At 69.4% G+C, this 15,433-nt stretch carries 13 protein-coding genes; 9 read left to right on the top strand and 4 right to left on the bottom strand.

The genetic code is table 11. From position 1 onward, the window contains the following. Positions 1-54: 54 nt before the first annotated feature. Together JJ691_RS08690 and JJ691_RS08685 are read right to left on the bottom strand one after the other, a co-directional pair. The gene (locus tag JJ691_RS08690; protein ID WP_211768255.1) at positions 55-726 is read right to left on the bottom strand and encodes a response regulator; all 672 of its coding nucleotides are present in this window, start codon (positions 724-726) and stop codon (positions 55-57) included. Continuing rightward, complete coding sequence (locus JJ691_RS08685; protein ID WP_249227785.1) at positions 723-2,357, bottom strand: ATP-binding protein; 1,635 nt, start codon at positions 2,355-2,357, stop codon at positions 723-725. Before JJ691_RS08685 ends, JJ691_RS08690 begins: the two co-directional genes overlap by 4 nt. A gap of 194 nt (positions 2,358-2,551) precedes the next feature. Between JJ691_RS08685 and JJ691_RS08680 the strand changes: the two genes are divergently transcribed. From JJ691_RS08680 to JJ691_RS08645, 8 genes are all read left to right on the top strand, one after another. Beyond that, entirely contained in the window at positions 2,552-3,388 is an 837-nt protein-coding gene (locus JJ691_RS08680) for an ABC transporter ATP-binding protein (RefSeq protein WP_211768254.1), read from the top strand. Further along, a complete protein-coding gene (locus tag JJ691_RS08675) occupies positions 3,385-4,242 on the top strand; it encodes an ABC transporter permease (protein ID WP_211768253.1) in 858 nt (285 codons plus the stop codon). Before JJ691_RS08680 ends, JJ691_RS08675 begins: the two co-directional genes overlap by 4 nt. A gap of 29 nt (positions 4,243-4,271) precedes the next feature. Continuing rightward, on the top strand, positions 4,272-5,312 hold the full coding sequence (locus JJ691_RS08670) for an ABC transporter substrate-binding protein (RefSeq protein WP_249227784.1): 1,041 nt from the start codon (positions 4,272-4,274) through the stop codon (positions 5,310-5,312). Between the two features lie 190 nt (positions 5,313-5,502). Then, positions 5,503-7,236 carry a phospholipase D-like domain-containing protein gene (locus tag JJ691_RS08665; RefSeq protein WP_211768252.1) on the top strand — a complete coding sequence of 578 codons (1,734 nt, stop codon included), beginning with the start codon at positions 5,503-5,505 and terminating at the stop codon, positions 7,234-7,236. 108 nt (positions 7,237-7,344) lie between these two features. Next, positions 7,345-8,553, top strand: coding sequence for an alpha/beta hydrolase (locus JJ691_RS08660; RefSeq protein ID WP_249227783.1), 1,209 nt, complete (start codon positions 7,345-7,347; stop codon positions 8,551-8,553). 123 nt (positions 8,554-8,676) lie between these two features. Continuing rightward, positions 8,677-9,945 (top strand): glycosyltransferase, encoded by a 1,269-nt coding sequence (locus JJ691_RS08655; protein ID WP_249227782.1) that lies wholly within the window; start codon positions 8,677-8,679, stop codon positions 9,943-9,945. A gap of 269 nt (positions 9,946-10,214) precedes the next feature. Continuing rightward, positions 10,215-10,679 carry a hypothetical protein gene (locus JJ691_RS08650; RefSeq protein WP_211768251.1) on the top strand — a complete coding sequence of 155 codons (465 nt, stop codon included), beginning with the start codon at positions 10,215-10,217 and terminating at the stop codon, positions 10,677-10,679. Between the two features lie 85 nt (positions 10,680-10,764). Further along, complete coding sequence (locus JJ691_RS08645; RefSeq protein WP_211768250.1) at positions 10,765-11,373, top strand: colicin immunity domain-containing protein; 609 nt, start codon at positions 10,765-10,767, stop codon at positions 11,371-11,373. Positions 11,374-11,400: 27 nt separating this feature from the next. Here the strand turns inward: JJ691_RS08645 and JJ691_RS08640 are convergent, their stop codons facing one another. Together JJ691_RS08640 and JJ691_RS08635 are read right to left on the bottom strand one after the other, a co-directional pair. After that, on the bottom strand, positions 11,401-12,015 hold the full coding sequence (locus JJ691_RS08640) for a GDSL-type esterase/lipase family protein (protein ID WP_211768249.1): 615 nt from the start codon (positions 12,013-12,015) through the stop codon (positions 11,401-11,403). A gap of 16 nt (positions 12,016-12,031) precedes the next feature. Beyond that, positions 12,032-14,572 (bottom strand): glycoside hydrolase family 2 protein, encoded by a 2,541-nt coding sequence (locus tag JJ691_RS08635; protein ID WP_211768248.1) that lies wholly within the window; start codon positions 14,570-14,572, stop codon positions 12,032-12,034. 92 nt (positions 14,573-14,664) lie between these two features. Between JJ691_RS08635 and JJ691_RS08630 the strand changes: the two genes are divergently transcribed. After that, positions 14,665-15,291, top strand: coding sequence for a TetR/AcrR family transcriptional regulator (locus JJ691_RS08630; protein WP_211768247.1), 627 nt, complete (start codon positions 14,665-14,667; stop codon positions 15,289-15,291). The last annotated feature ends 142 nt before the right edge of the window (positions 15,292-15,433 follow it).

Genomic DNA, 15,433 nt, shown 5'->3' with positions numbered 1-15,433 from the left:
GCTCATCTTAGGTGGTCGACCGCGTGGCTGGACGCCAAACAGCAGGACGGACGCTCAGCTGATGGCGTAGCGGTGCACCGGACGGCCGGCGCGACCGTATTCCAGGTGGAGTTGAACGGCGCCACGGCGGTGGAGCTCGCTCAGGTATCGCTGGGCGGTCGGACGGCTCACGCCGAGGCGGTCAGCGAGGGCGCAGGCGCCGACGGGCTCGCCGGAAACCCGGACCGCGTCCAGGATCTTGCGCATGGTCGGCGGCATCATGCCGACGGTGGGCGGTGGCGTGGATGCGCCGCGCAGCAACGTGTAGAGAGCGTCCACAGTGGCCTGATCGGCCTCGCCGGCGCCGCTGGCCTGCACCCGCCACAGCCGGTACGCGTCGAGCTGGTGGCGCAGCTGCGGCAGCCCGAACGGCTTGACGAGGTAGTAGATCGCGCCCATCTGCATGGCGGAGCGCACAGTGGCCAGGTCCCGGGCGGCGGTGATCACGATGCAGTCCGGGGTGGCGCCGTCGGCGGCGTTGAGGTCCCGCAGCAGGGAAAGGCCGTCGCCGTCGGGCAGGTAGAAGTCGAGCAGCAGCAAGTCGGGTGCGGAGTCGAGAACCGCCTGTCTGGCCTCGACGACGCTGTGCGCCTCGCCGACGCAGGCGAAGCCGGGGACGCGCTCGACGCTGGCGGCGTGGATGCGGGCCACCCGGTAGTCGTCGTCGACGACCAGTGTTCTGATCATCTCGTCACCTCCAGTTCGGCCGTGCGCAACGGAAGCGTGATGTCGAACCGGGCGCCGGGCCCGGGGGCCACCTCGATCGAGCCACCCGCGCGCACCACGAGCCGGCGGACCAAGGCCAGTCCCAGCCCGCGGCGTATACCGTCCCGTGTGGACTTGGTCGAGTAGCCGTCGAGGAAGATCTTCGCCAGCTCCGTGCGGGAAATGCCCGGCCCGGTGTCGGTGACGACCAGGTGCGCGACGTCGTCGATGTCGGAGATCCGCACCGTGACCTCGCGGGGCTGCGAGCCACCGGCCGCCGCGTCGACCGCGTTGTCGATGAGGTTGCCGAGCACCGTCAGCAGCGGCTCGGCCTCCGCGTACCCGCGGTCCAGCTCCGACTCCGGGTCGATGACCAGCCGCACGCCCGACTCGGCGGCCGTGGTCACCTTCGCCACCAGGAGTGCGGCGAGCTCGGCCGGCGCGATCCGCACCTGGATGTCGCCGGCCTGCGCGGCCGCGCCACCGGCGACCTCGGCCAGGTAGCGCGCCGCCTCGTCGGCCTCCCCCAGCCCGAGCAGCCCCGACAGCACGTGCAGGCGGTTGGTGAACTCGTGTTCCTGGGCCCGCAGGGCGTTGGTGAGGCCGGTCAGCGCGTGCAGTTCCCGCATCAGCCCTTCCAACTCGGTGCGGTCGCGCAGGGTCACGACGTGCCCGGCCGGCCGCCCGGCGAGCAGCACCGGCATCCTGTTCACCACCAACAGGAATTCGTCGGTGAGCACGACCTCGTCCCGCCCCAGCGGGCCGTCCACCAGCAGGTTCCGCAGCCGCCCGGGCGGGAGCAGGTCCGCGACCGGGCGGCCGGCGCCGGCGCTGCGGATGCCGGTCAGCCGGCGCGCCTCGTCGTTGATCACGCTGACGCAGCCTCGGTCGTCGATGCCGACGACGCCTTCCCGGATGCCGTGCAGCATCGCCTCGCGTTCCTGCAGCAGCGTGGCGATCTCGGCCAGTTCCAACCCGAAGGTCACGCGCTTGAGCGCGCGGGCCAGCAGCCACGACGCCACGACTCCGATAGCCAGCGCCAGCAGCGAGTAGAGCACGATCTCGCCGATCTGGGCGTGCAACCGGGTGGTGACCTGCTCCTCGAGAATGCCCACGGAGACCTGGCCGACGATCGTGCCGTCGGCGGCACACAGCGGCACGCGGCCGTTGGCCGAGCGGCCGAGGCTGCCGTTGTCGACGCCGACGTGACCGTTGCCGTCCAGTGCGACCACGGGTTCCTCGATGCGCTGGCCGATCAGCGACGGTGTCGGATGGGAGTAGCGCACGCCGTCCCGGTCGGTCACCACGACGTAGCTGGCGCTGGTGTTCTTCCGCACCTGCTCGGCCAGCGCCTGGATGCGGCGTCCGGGATCGTTGTGCGCCAAGGCATCCGGGATCTCCGGCAACTGCGCGACGGTGGCGGCGATGTCCAGCGCGCGCTGCTTGTACTGGTCGTCCAGGGTGTCCCCGGTCAAGGTGGCGTACAGCGCGGCGCCGGCCGCGATCGTCACCAGCAGGATGGCCAGCACCCACAACAGGATCTGGGTCGCCAGCGGACGGGCTCGCCACATGGCCACTCCGATCTGCCACGTCTCGTCGGGGCGTTGGCGCATGACATCACGTCGTCACGCCGACGCCAAGCCGTCGGTCCGTTTTGCGGCAATCGGGACTGAACACAACGAGCAGAAATCGCTGAAACGCACTCCTCGACGGGTTTCGAGCGCAACATTTCCGGCTCGTTTCGTCCCGCCTAGCGTCCTGCGGCAACCGAAACCGCCACCACCGCCGTGACAGAGGGAAGCCTACCGTGAGCGCAGAGAAACCAGAGCCCGCCATCGAGCTACGGCGGGTGACCAAACAGTTCACCACCGACAGCGGCGCCCCCTACACGGCGCTGCGCGACCTCGACCTGACCGTCGCGCCGGGCGAGTTCTGCGCCGTGGTCGGGCCGACGGGGTGCGGCAAGTCGACCACGCTGACCTTGGTGTCCGGCCTGGAACGACCGTCGGCCGGCGCGGTGACCGTGCACGGCGCCCCGGTCGACGGCATCACGCCGGGGGTCGGCTTCATGTTCCAGACCGATGCCATCCTGCCGTGGAAAACCGTGCTGGACAACGTGTCCGCCGGTCCGCGGTTTCGCGGCGTGCCGAAGAAGAACGCGCTGGAGTCGGCCCGCGACTGGATCCGGCGGGTCGGGCTGGCCGGCTTCGAGGACCGCTTCCCGCACCAGCTGTCCGGCGGCATGCGCAAGCGGGTCGCGCTGGCGCAGAACCTGATCACCGAGCCACGGGTGATCCTGATGGACGAGCCGTTCTCCGCGCTGGACGTGCAGACCAGGGCCAAGATGTCCGACGAGCTGCTGGCGCTGTGGGACCTGACCCGCCCGGCGGTCGTGTTCGTCACGCACGACCTGGAGGAGGCCATCGCGCTGGCCGACACCGTGGTGGTGCTGACCGCCGGCCCGGCCGCGACGATCAAGGCCCGGTTCCCGGTGGATCTGCCCCGGCCGCGGGTCGTGCAGGAGATCCGGTTCGACCGCCGGTTCCTGGACATCTACCACCAGATCTGGGACGCGTTGCGGGCCGAGGTGGACATCGCCTACTCGCAGAGCACCCGGCTCGACGCCGATCGGAGGGCGTCGTGACGACCGCGCAGGAAACGCGGACCGAGGTCGCGACGGTCGAGTCCAGGCATCGCGGGGCCGCCCGCCGGCACCGGATCCTGGTGCACCTGACCCAGGTCGCGGTGTTGCTGGCGGTCGTCGGCGGCTGGCAGCTGACCGTCCAGGGCAGTCCGCGCAGCGTGATCCTCTACGGCGTGCCGTCGGGCATCCTCGACCGGCTGGGCACGTGGATCAGCCAGGGCACGGCGATCGGCTCGCTCGGCGACCAGATCCTGACGACGCTGGAGGAGGCGCTGCTCGGGTTCGTGATCGGCACCGCGCTGGGCATCGTGTGCGGCATCGCGCTGGGCCGGATCCGGTTCCTGTCCGAGGTGTTCGGGCCGTTCATCAAGGTGCTCAACGCGATTCCCCGCATCGTGCTGGGCTCGGTGTTCGTGCTGGCCTTCGGGTTGGGCCTGGAGTCGAAGATCCTGCTGGTGATCGTGCTGGTGTTCTTCGGCGTGTTCTTCAACGCCTTCCAGGGAACCCGCGAGGTGGACCGCAACTTCGTGGCCAACGCCAGCATTCTCGGCGCCTCGCGGTGGCAGGTGACCAGCCAGGTGGTGCTGCCCTCGGCGTTCACCTGGATCATCGCCAGCCTGCACGTCAGTTTCGGCTTCGCCCTGATCGGCGCGATCGTCGGCGAGTTCCTGGGCGGCTACTCGGGTCTGGGCGTGCTGATCAAGAACGCCCAGGGCACCTTCGACGCCAACGGCGTCTGGGCGGCCATGGTGATCATGGGCGCGGTCGCGCTGGTCGCCGAGTGGCTCATCACCCGCCTGGAGAATCGCCTGCTGCGCTGGCGCCCGGCCCGGCTGGCCGGCCCCGATCTGTGAGCACTTTCCCGCCGTACAAGGAGATCACTGTGTCGAAGAAGATGTGGATCGGTCTGGCGGCCGCGGCCGCGCTGATGGTGACCGGGTGCGCCAACAACGCCTCGACGACCGCGGGCAGCGGCTCGTCCGGTGGTTCGGGTCAGGCGGTGTCCATCATGGTCGGCGGCCTGAACAAGCAGATCTACCTGCCGTTCATGCTGGCCGAGCGGCTGGGCTACTACAAGGACCAGGGCCTGAACGTCACGCTGCAGGACGAGGGCGCCGGCGTCGACGCCACCACCAACATGATCGCCGGCAAGGTGGACGGCGTCGGCGGCTTCTACGACCACACCATCGCCATGCAGGGCCTCGGGCAGCAGGTCGAGTCGGTGGTCTCGATGCTCACCACGCCCGGCGAGGTCGAGCTGTGCCGCAACGAGGTCAAGGACCAGGTGCACTCCCCCGCCGACTGGAAGGGCCGCAACCTCGGCATCACCGACATCGGCTCCTCCACCGACTTCCTCACCCAGTACCTGGCCCAGAAGAACGGCGTCGACCCGGCCGGCATCCACCGCATCGGCGTGCAGTCCGGCGCCACCCTGATCGGCGCCATGCAGCACGGCAACGTCGACTGCGCGATGACCACCGAGCCGACGGTGTCCACGCTGCTGGCGACCGGCTCGGCGTACCTGCTCCTCGACATGCGCACCGCCACCGGCACCGCTCAGCAACTCGGCGGCGAGTACCCGGCGACTTCGCTCTACATGACCACCGACTACGTCGACAAGCACCCCGACATCGTGCAGAAGCTGGTCAACGCCTACGTCAAGACGCTGAGCTGGATCCAGCAGCACACCGGCGCCGACGTGGCCAACCAGATGCCGGCCGACTACTACGCCGGTTCCGGCAAGGACGCCTACGCCAAGGCCTTCGACAGCGAGAAGGGCATCTACAACCCGACGGGCATCATGCCGCCCAGCGGGCCCGGCACCGACCTCAAGGTGTTGCAGGCGTTCAACCCGGACGTCAAGGGCAAATCGATCGACCTGAGCAGGACCTACACCGACAAGTTCGTCCAGGCCGCCAAGTAGCCGTGGCCGTCCGCCGTCGCGCTGACGGCGGACGGCGTCGTTCACCGCCACGTCACCCAGTTGTCGACGGCGTATCCCACCCCTTTGCTGTGTTCGTCCGCAATGGGAAAGTCACACGGGTTCTCTTCTCCGCATGCGTCCGGGACGATCAGGCGCGCCGACTTTTGCCGTTCCCACGCGAGGAGTCCGCATGTCCGCTACCCCTGCCCGCCGCTGGAGAATCGCGGTCGCCGCGATCATCTCGACGGCGATCTCCCTGGCCCTGCCGGCCGCCGCGCACGCGGCCGGCACGTATTCCCTGCTGGTCCTGCCCGACCAGGGCGAGAGCGCGATCGACAACTTCATCAACTCGGCCACGAAGTCCATCGACGTCACGATGTACGAGTTACGCGACACCACCGTGACCACGGATCTGGTGAACCGGCACAAGGCCGGCGTCACGGTCCGCGTGATCCTGGACGGACAGCACACCTCGGTCAACGGCGCGGCGTACAGCGCGTTACAGGCCGGCGGTGTCTCGGTGACTTACTCGTCGACCGCTTACGTCTACACCCACCAGAAGACGATAACCGTTGACGGCACAGAGTCCTACATCAGCACCGGCAATCTGGACACCACCTACTATTCCACCTCCCGCGACTTCGGCGTGTTCGACACCGACGCCAATGACGTCGCCGCGGTCGAGTCGGTGTTCAACGCCGACTTCGCCAAGACCTCGGTCACCCCGGCCGACGGCGACGACCTGGTCTGGTCGCCCACCGACTCGCAGAGCCACCTGCTCGCGCTGATCCAGGGCGCCCAGCGCACGCTCGACGTGGAGCAGGAGGAGTTCGGCGACGCCACCCTGGTCAACGCCATGGTCGCGGACGCGCAGCGCGGCGTGGCGGTCCGCGCGGTGCTGGAGAACCAGAACGGCTCGTACAACAGCCAGATCAGCCAACTCACCGCGGCCGGCGGCCAGGTCAAGACCTACACCTCGTCGACCGGGTACTACATCCACGCCAAGACGATCCTGGCCGACGTCGGCGCCAGCGGCGCGAAGGTGTTCCAGGGCTCGGAGAACTTCTCCGACAACTCCCTGAACCACAACCGGGAACTCGGCCTGATCATCAGCGACAGCGGTGTCGCCGCCGGCCTGGAGTCCGCCTTCAACGCCGACTTCGGCTCCACCGGCGGCACCGGCGCCGTCACCGTCGCCAACCCGGGCAACCAGACCGGCACCGTCGGCACGGCTGCCAGCATGCAGCTCTCCGCCACCGACACCGCCGGCGGCACGCTCTCCTACACCGCCAGCGGCCTGCCCGGCGGCCTGTCCATCGACTCCGCGTCCGGCTTGATCTCCGGCACCCCGACCACCGCCGGCACTTCCTCGGTGACCGTCACCGCGACCGACTCCACCGGGCCTTCGGGTTCGACGTCGTTCACCTGGACCGTCTCCGGCTCGTCCGGCGGATGCACGGCGGCGCAACTGCTCGGCAACCCCGGCTTCGAGACCGGCGCCGCAGCGCCGTGGACGACGTCCGGCGTGATCAACACCAGCAGCTCGGAGCCGCCGCACAGCGGGTCCTGGGACGCCTGGCTGGACGGACACGGCACCACCCACACCGACACGCTCACGCAGACGGTCACCCTGCCCGCCGGCTGCACCATCTACCAGTTGGGCTTCTGGCTGCACGTCGACACGGCGGAAACCCTGAACACGGCCTACGACAAGCTGACCATCCAGGTCGTGAACGGCGCCGGCACGGTGCTGTCCACTCTGCACACCTACTCCAACCTCGACCACAACACCGGATACGCCCAGCACACGTTCGACCTGTCCGCCTATGCCGGCCAGAGCGTCACGCTGAAGTTCACCGGCAGCGAGGACTACGAGAAGCAGACCTCGTTCGTCATCGACGACGCCTCGCTCACCGTCAGCTGACACCGCCACGGTCACCGCCTCCAACCGGGGGCGGTGACCCGGTGACAGGCTCAAGGCTGTGTGCCGCGGCAGCGGTCCCTCAGCGAGGACGGTGAATACTATCCGGGCGTGAAGCGATGGTTGCGCACCCTGCTCGTCCTGGCGCTCGTGGTCGTCCTGGCGATCGGGGGTTATGTCGCCTACGTCGCCATCAGGTCAGCGCAGCCGGTCACACTGCCCGCTCCCACCGGCGTGTATCCGATCGGCCGAGTCACGGCCGACTGGACGGACAGATCCCGCACCGATCCGCTTGCCCCGCGCCCCGGCACGCCTCGACAGTTGTCCGTTTGGGTGTGGTACCCCGCTGCGCTCGGACCCGCCCTCGCCCCTGCGGCGTACGCGCCCGGCCCGTGGGCGGGCCTCCATCTGGGCGGTCCGGCCGGAGTGGCCGAGACCGCCTTCGACGACGTGCACGGCCATGCCTTCGCCGAAGCTCCCATCGCCGACGGCAGATTCCCCGTCGCCGTCCTCGAACCCGGCCTGGGGTTCGCCGCACCGCAGTACACCACGTTGGCGGAAAGCCTGGCCAGCAACGGGTACCTCGTCGTCGGCGTCACGCCCACCTACAGCGCGAACCTGACCGTCCTCGGCGGCGAGCCCGTGTCCGCGACCGATGCCGGCAACCCGGCGGCGTTCAGCGGGCCCGATGAGCACGCGAGCCCGGCCCAAGCCGCGGGTGACCGACTGATCGAGGTGTGGGCGGCCGACGACCGATTCGCGGCGGCGCAGGCCGGCACGCTGGACAGCGCCGGTCGTTTCGCCGGACATGTCGACGCCACGAAGGTCGTCTACCTCGGGCATTCCTTCGGCGGCGCTGCCGCGCTCGAGGCCTGTCGCACGGACCAGCACTGCGCCGGGGCTGCCGACCTCGACGGGACGCAGTACGGCCCGGTCGTCCACGCTGGACTGCGCAAGCCGATGCTGCTCCTCAGCAGCGAGAACTCCTGCGTCACCGGAACCTGCCAACCGACCGCCGGCGCGGACCGGTCCAGCCTCGACACCGCCCGGACCTTGTTGGCCGCGAGCAGCGGACCGACTTGGTGCTACCAGCTCAACGGCGCCGAGCACTTCAACTTCAGCGACTACGGCGCCTACTACATCGCCGCCCCAGTCCGATCCCAGCTCGCACTCGGCACGATCGACGGCGATGACGCGCTCGACATCACCAACGCCTACCTGGCCGCGTTCGTCGGGCAGGTGACCAGCGGCCGCCCCGAACCCCTGCTTGCCGGACAGGCGACACCGTATCCACAGGTGGCCGTCCAACACACGCCTTGACACCCCTGCGGCGCGCTCGACGCTCCGGTGATGGCTCGCCACGACCATCCGACAGCGGATAAACAGGTTCTCGACATCATTTCCCCAGCCAAGCTACTACACGAACGTAGTAGCTTGGCTGGCATGACCTCGAACGCGATGGCGGACGCCACGACCGACAGCGCCGGATCGTCCACAGTGGAGCCGCTTGGGGCGTCGCACGCGCCGTTTCCCGCCGCGGCAACCGAAAAGGCCACACTGCGAATCGTGATCGGGGCGGACACGTACCCGCCGGACGTGAACGGCGCCGCCAACTTCGCCGCCAGGCTCGCGACCGGACTCGCGCAGCGTGGCCACGATGTGCACGTGGTGTGCCCGTCGACGACCGCCCGTTCGACTGTCGAGTCGAACGGCCTGGTCACCGTGCACCGAGTGGGATCCTGGGCCACGTCGCATCCGACGTTCCGCGTGGTTCCCCCGGCCCGCGCGATGAGGCAAGCCCGGGCGCTGCTCGCGGAACTCGCGCCCGACGTCGCGCACATCCAGGCCCACTTCCTGCTCGGGCGGGGTCTTGCGGCCGCTGCCCGTCGCACCGGCGTTGCGCTGATCGCGACCAACCACTTCATGCCCGAGAACCTGCACGGCCACCTGCGCCTGCCGCGGCCTCTGCGGTCAGCGGCATCACGTCTGGGATGGTGGGACTTGCGACGTGTGTTGCGCCGCGCCCAGATCGTCACCGCCCCGACTCCTCGTGCCGTGCAGTTGCTCGCCGAGCACGGTGTGCCTTCCGCTGTCCCCGTGTCGTGCGGGATCGACCTCGACCGGTTCCCCCGGCCCGAACGTGCCCCGATGCCGGATCACTTGGCGCCGCATGTGCTTTTCGTCGGGCGGCTGGACGAGGAGAAGCGGGTCCACGAACTGCTGCTCGCCGCGCACCGGCTCCGGCGCGACCACCGCGTCCGGGTGGAGATCGTCGGCGACGGCAAGTGTCGCGGGGCGCTACGGAAGCTCGCCGGCCGACTGGGAATCGCCGGCGACGTCACCTTCCACGGCTACGTCGATGAGCGGGCCCTCGTCGACGCGTACCTGCGGGCCGACGTGTTCTGCATGCCCGGTGTCGCCGAGCTGCAGAGCCTGGCCACGATGGACGCGCTGGCGGCCGGCAAGCCGGTGGTGGCGGCCGACGCGATGGCCCTGCCGCACCTGGTGTCCAACGGCGTGACCGGTTGGCTGTACCCGCCCGGAGATGTCGCGGCGCTCGCGGACCGCCTACGGCGGCTCATCGAGGATCCGGCCGCGCGCATACGCATGGGCATCGCCGGCCGCCGGCACATCGCCCAGCACACGATGGCGAGCACGCTGGATCGCTTCGAAGGGCTGTACTCGGAGCTGGCGATGGCGGCGCGACCATAGGCGGACAGCTGCGGCTCAAGGCCTGGAGATCCGGGCCGACGCCCCTACGGCCGCAGCCGTGCCGACCGGCCCGCCGGGAACGGGGAACGGGCACTCAGGCGTGGTTAACACTTGACGATCCATATGAGACTTGGCTCAACTGTGCGACCATCTGCTTCGTGAATCATCTTCACGTTCAATCGGGACCGGATCCAGTGGTCATCCGGGCGTTAGCGGGTGCACGGCGGCGGAGGAGCCGTCGCAGACGCGAAGCGCAGTAGGAGGACCCTGTGAAACTGAACCGCTTGGTCGTGGGTGTCGCCGCCGTCGCCGGCAGCGTGCTCCTGGCGGTCCCTGCCTACGCCGCCACCGGACAGGTCGACGGCAACATCACCGTGAGCGGCTCTAGCTGCTCCTGGACCAACGCGACCACCAGTGACGTGCCGCCCAACACCCTGACCATCGACCACACGACCGTCAAGCCGAGCTGCAGCGGCAGCATCACGGCCAGCCTGACCAACGACCCTCAGGTCACCTTCGACGACTCGGCCGGCACCGTGTCCGCGCCCGAGGTCGACGTCAACGGGACGGTGCTCGGCATCACCTGCTCGTACAAGGTGACCAACGTGAAGTACTCCCGCCAGGGAACCGGGCGGGCCTACACCGGCGGCCCCTTCACGGCCAACCTCAGCAGTGGCGGCGGCCTGTGCCCCAGCACGGAAACCGTCAACTCCGCTTCGCTAACCTTCCACTGACCGACAACGCAGCGGCGCGTCCCCTCCTCGGGAGGGGGCGCGTTGCGGCGTCCCAGCATCGCACTGTCCACAAAGGATTTCGAGGGTGCACGACGAGGTGGCCGACTTCCGCCGGCGGTGGGGCGCGGAGGCCGTGGTTCCGTTGGCCGCCGACGACCTCACCCGACGGCTGGGCATCGAGCCCGCCGACACCGTCGTCGAGGAGCCCGACGGCGCGGTGCTCGTCACGACCCAGGGCTACGGTCTGGTCGGCGGCACACCGGACTTCGTGCGCGGGCACGTCCCCGAAGGCAGCGACGAGGCACGGGCACGGTTCGCCCGCTACGCGCGCCGGACAGGGTCCTCGGTGCTCATCGACATCGCCGCCGAGTTTCCGCCCCTGCGGCACAGCTGGTCCAGGCCCGCGGACGTGGATCCGGACAGCAACGTCGCCGAGCAGCTGGAACTCATGCGGTCACTCGCCGACGGCCGGATCCTGCCCGCCGACTTCGCCCGGCGCTGGCTCGCCGCCCGGCTGCGTTCGCTCAGCGATCGCGAGCGGACCAGGTCGCCGCTGACCGAGATGCTGAACCGGATGTTCTACGCGCTGGACGACTACGCGATCGACCCGAGTGTGCGCGAGCCCGGCGACCTCACCGACGAAGAGCTCACCGACGTGGCCCGCACGGCGCTGGAGAAGCTTGCCGGGGCGTGACGCCGTGCCCCGCCGGACACCGGTCGTTCACGCGCTCCGCACGGGCGAGTCTCCCAGCACCGCTTCGAGACGGGGACGCAGCACGTCGACCCACGCCTGGTAGCCATGTCCGTTGAGGTGCAGGCCGTCGCCCGTGTACGACGCCCGCAGCGCGTCGCCGTCGGCGAGGGCCGGCCAGAGGTCGACGTAGGCGTCGCCGGCGATCGCCGCATACCGGGCGTTGAGCTCACGAATCCGGCCCGCCCACTTCGCTCCCCGCGGCATGACGCCGTTGACGATCAGCGGCGCGTCCGGCGCCAGTGCGCGGATCTCGTGCACCAACGCCTCGAACTGCGCCTCGATGCCGGGCACCTTGGCCGTGCGGCCCTGTCCGTTGAGATCGTTGGTGCCGATCAGCAGGGAGATGGCCGCCGGACGGTTGACCGCGGTCGCCAACCGGCCGCGGACACCGTCGACGGTGTCCCCGCCGACACCGCGGTTCACCGTCGGACAGTGCGGGAACCACTCGTTCCAGTGCCCGCCCTCGGTGATGCTGTCGCCGAGGAACAGCACCCGTCCCTCGGGCAACGGCAGCACGTCGAACTGGTTGCGGCGCATGGCCATGTGGCGGCGCATCAACGGAGCAAGCAGTCGTCCGAGCATGGTGGTGGATCTCCTTTCAGCGGGGCGGCCAGGCCCGGACCTCGATGGCGGCGGGGTCGAAGCCGTCCGGCAGGCCGGTGACCTCGATCGTGGCGGTGTCGCCGTCGCGCAGGTCGAGATAGTTGGTGTGGAACCGGGCTCCGGGCACGGGGGTGAGCGCGTGCACGAAGTAGGCGAAGCCGGTGGCGGTGATGGCCAGCGAGGCCCGGCCGGGGCCGGTTGTGGTGGCCACGACGTCGAGTTCGGGCTCCCCGAACGGAATGTCCTTGATCTCGGCGAAGAACAGCCGGTTCGACGGGAAGTCGCCGTCCACCCAGGCATAGCGGTCCGCTGTCAGCTCCAGGCCGCCGACTGTCCACACCGGACGGGAGTCGCCGGCCGCCACGGTCGCGGTGACGTCCTCGCGAAGGTGTTCCGTGCCGTCGAAGCCGGCAATGGCGACGGTCGCGGTGGAGGTGACCACCGTGCGGCCGCTGTTGCTCAGCCACAGTTCCAGGGTGTCGCCGTCCCGCCGGAAGCTGGCCAGCACCGGCACGTACGCCCGGGACAGGTAGTGGTAGCCGGCCTTCGGCACCAGGTCGTGGTCCACGACCGACCAGCTGAAGCCGGGCCAGACGTCGTTGAACTGCCACACCAGCGTGCCGTTGCAGTGCGGCTGCCGGCGGCGGTAGTGCTCGACGCCGAACTTCAGCCCCTCGGCCTGCGACACCATGGTGAAGTCCACGTACTGCTCGATCGTCTCGGGCAGCCCGGTCACGATCGCCAGCACGGCGTCGTGCTTGTCCTTCGGGCTGTCCTTGTTGTGGTGATCAAACGATCCACTGTGGACGTGCAGCTGGTCCGGCGGCAGGCACCGGCGCAGGGTGGCCAGTTCCGGCGCGGCGTGGATGCCGAACTCGCTGATGAACTTGCCTTTGTCGTCGGCGTAACGGCGATAGTGCCGCGCGTCCCCAAGGCTGTCGAACTGTGGCGCGTTCGGATCGAGGCTGATGCCGTGCCACACCTCCCAGGCATGGCGGTCGCCGTCCCGAACCCCGTTGACGGCCGCGAAACCCTCGCTGGCGTCCTCACCCCACGGGCTGCCCGGCCAGTACGGGGTCCGGCCGTCGAACTCGGCGACCGCGTCGGGCAGCACACGGTGGAAGAAGTCGTAGCCCCAGTCGCCGGGATCGTAGTTCCGATACGCGGCGCCGTGGATCATCTGCACCTCGTTGTTGCCGCACCACAACGCCAGGCTCGCGTGGTTGCGCAGCCGCTTGACCTGATGCTCCGCCTCCCGCGCGACTTCGTCAGCCAGTGCGGGCATGCTCTCCGGATAGTCGGTGCAGGCGAAGAGAAAGTCCTGCCACACCAACACTCCCTGCTCGTCGCAGGCGCGGTAGAAGGCATCCTGCTCGTAGATGCCGCCGCCCCAGACCCGCAGCATGTTCATGCCGCCGTCCCGCGCGAGCCCGACCAGCGCCCGGACGCGGTCCTCGGCCACGGATCCGACCAGCATGTCCGCCGGCAGCCACGACGCGCCCCGGGCGAACACCGGAACACCGTTGAGCAGGAAGCGAAACAGCCGTCCGCCCGCCGGATCGGGGCCGCGGTCCAGCACAATCGTGCGCAACCCGATCCGATCCGTCACACGGTCCAGGACTTCTCCCCCGTCCAGCAACACGATCGTCACGTCGTACAGCGCCTGGTCGCCGAGGTCGTGGGTCCACCACAGTTCCGCCGCCGGCAGGGTGATCACGCGGTGCGCCCGCCCCTGCGACACGGGCAGCCGCACGGTCGTGCGCAGACCGGACGGCGCGGTCAGCGTGACCTGCGCGGTGAGCGGAGCGTCGGTGTCGAACTGGTCGACCTCGACGAGCACGCCCACGGTCGCCGAACCGTCCGCGGCGATCGCATGAGTACGGATGTGGTGCCCGGTCAGCACGGCCGCCCGCGCCACGCGCAGCTCGACCGGACGCCAGAGGCCGATCGACGGCACGCGTGGCCCGAAGTCCCAGCCCCAGGAGAAGGCGGCCTTGCGGCGCTGGGACGCGATCGGCAGCGTCGACATCATGCCGCTGCTCTCGGACGGGCGCTCCGCGGCCTGCTCGTCGTCGCCCTGGGCGAACACCGCGGCGAGCCGTGACAGGAGCTCGACGCCGGACCGCGGAACCGTCAAACCGTGCAGCGGCGGGGAAAAGCGCAGCAGCAGCTCGTTGTCCGCACGCAGCCGCTCCGTCACGTCGAACTCCGCCGGCCGGAACATGTTCTCGTGATGTCCGAGCGGTTCGCCGTTCAGCCAGATGTCCACCACCGTGTCCAGGCCATGGAACACCAGCCGGGCGCGGCCGTCCGCGGCCGGGCGCGCGAACGAGGCCCGGAACCACCAGTCGCGGTCCTCGATCCAGCGGATGTCGAGCTCGTTGCGGTCCTGGTACGGGGGCTCGATCCGCCCGGCGGCCAGCAGCGACTCGTGCACGCCGCCCGGCACCACGGCCGGCAGCCAGCCGTCGGCCGGCAGCTCGGCCCCGGAGCGTCCGATCTCGGTGTCGACCAGCTCGAAATCGTTGATGTACAAGCGCACCCCTTCGTACGACGGCAGTCGGAACCTATCCCGAATGGCAAGTCTTGCCAAGTGGGAAGACTTCCCACTTCTGTTAGGGTGACCGGGTGGGACTCCGGGAGAAGAAGGCGCAGAAGGTCCGCGAGGCGATCTACGACGCGATGCTCACGCTGGTGGAGCGCAACGGGTACGAGGCGGCCACACTGGAGCAGGTGGCCGAGCGGGCCGAGGTGGGGATCTCCACCGTCTACCGGCACTTCGAGAACAAGGACGCCATCCTGCTCGACCCGATCGCGCGCAACACCAGCGGCCTCGCCGACCTGCTGCGCGCCCGCCCCGACGACGAGGACGTCCCGGTCTCGCTCGGCGTGGTCGTGCACACGGTGCTGGACGTCGACGAGAACGCCCGGATCCGGCTGCGTCGGCTGCGCGCGCAACTGGACCACGCCCCGGGGCCGCGGGCGCGGCTCTGGGACCTCTGGCACCAGCAGCGCCTACTGCTGGAGGACGCGATCGCGGAGCGCAGCGGCGAGGACCAGCTGTGGAACTCGGCCGCCGCGCACCTCACGATCATGATCATCACCATGGCCGCCGACCACGAGCGGGACAGCCTGGACGCGACCGCGCCGGCCGATTACGCGGACCGGATCATCGCGATGCTGCACGGCGCCGGATCGCCGCTGCCGGTGCGGACGTCCACGGATTCACCGACGTCGTCTCCGGGCCGGCGATAACTCGGTAAGACCGTCTAGTTGTGCCGCCTTTGCACTAAAGGACAGGTCTCGATCGCGGCCAACGCGCGTCCAGCGATCAGATTTACTCCAAAGGTTGACTTAAACGGGTGCCATCTGTTGCTACTTTCCTTGACTTAGGCCT

Origin of the sequence: Kutzneria sp. CA-103260 (genome assembly GCF_018263855.1) — a bacterium.
GTDB lineage: Bacteria > Actinomycetota > Actinomycetes > Mycobacteriales > Pseudonocardiaceae > Kutzneria.
The sequence above is the reverse complement of the archived record's forward strand: the minus strand, read 5'-3'. Positions and strand labels throughout refer to the sequence as shown.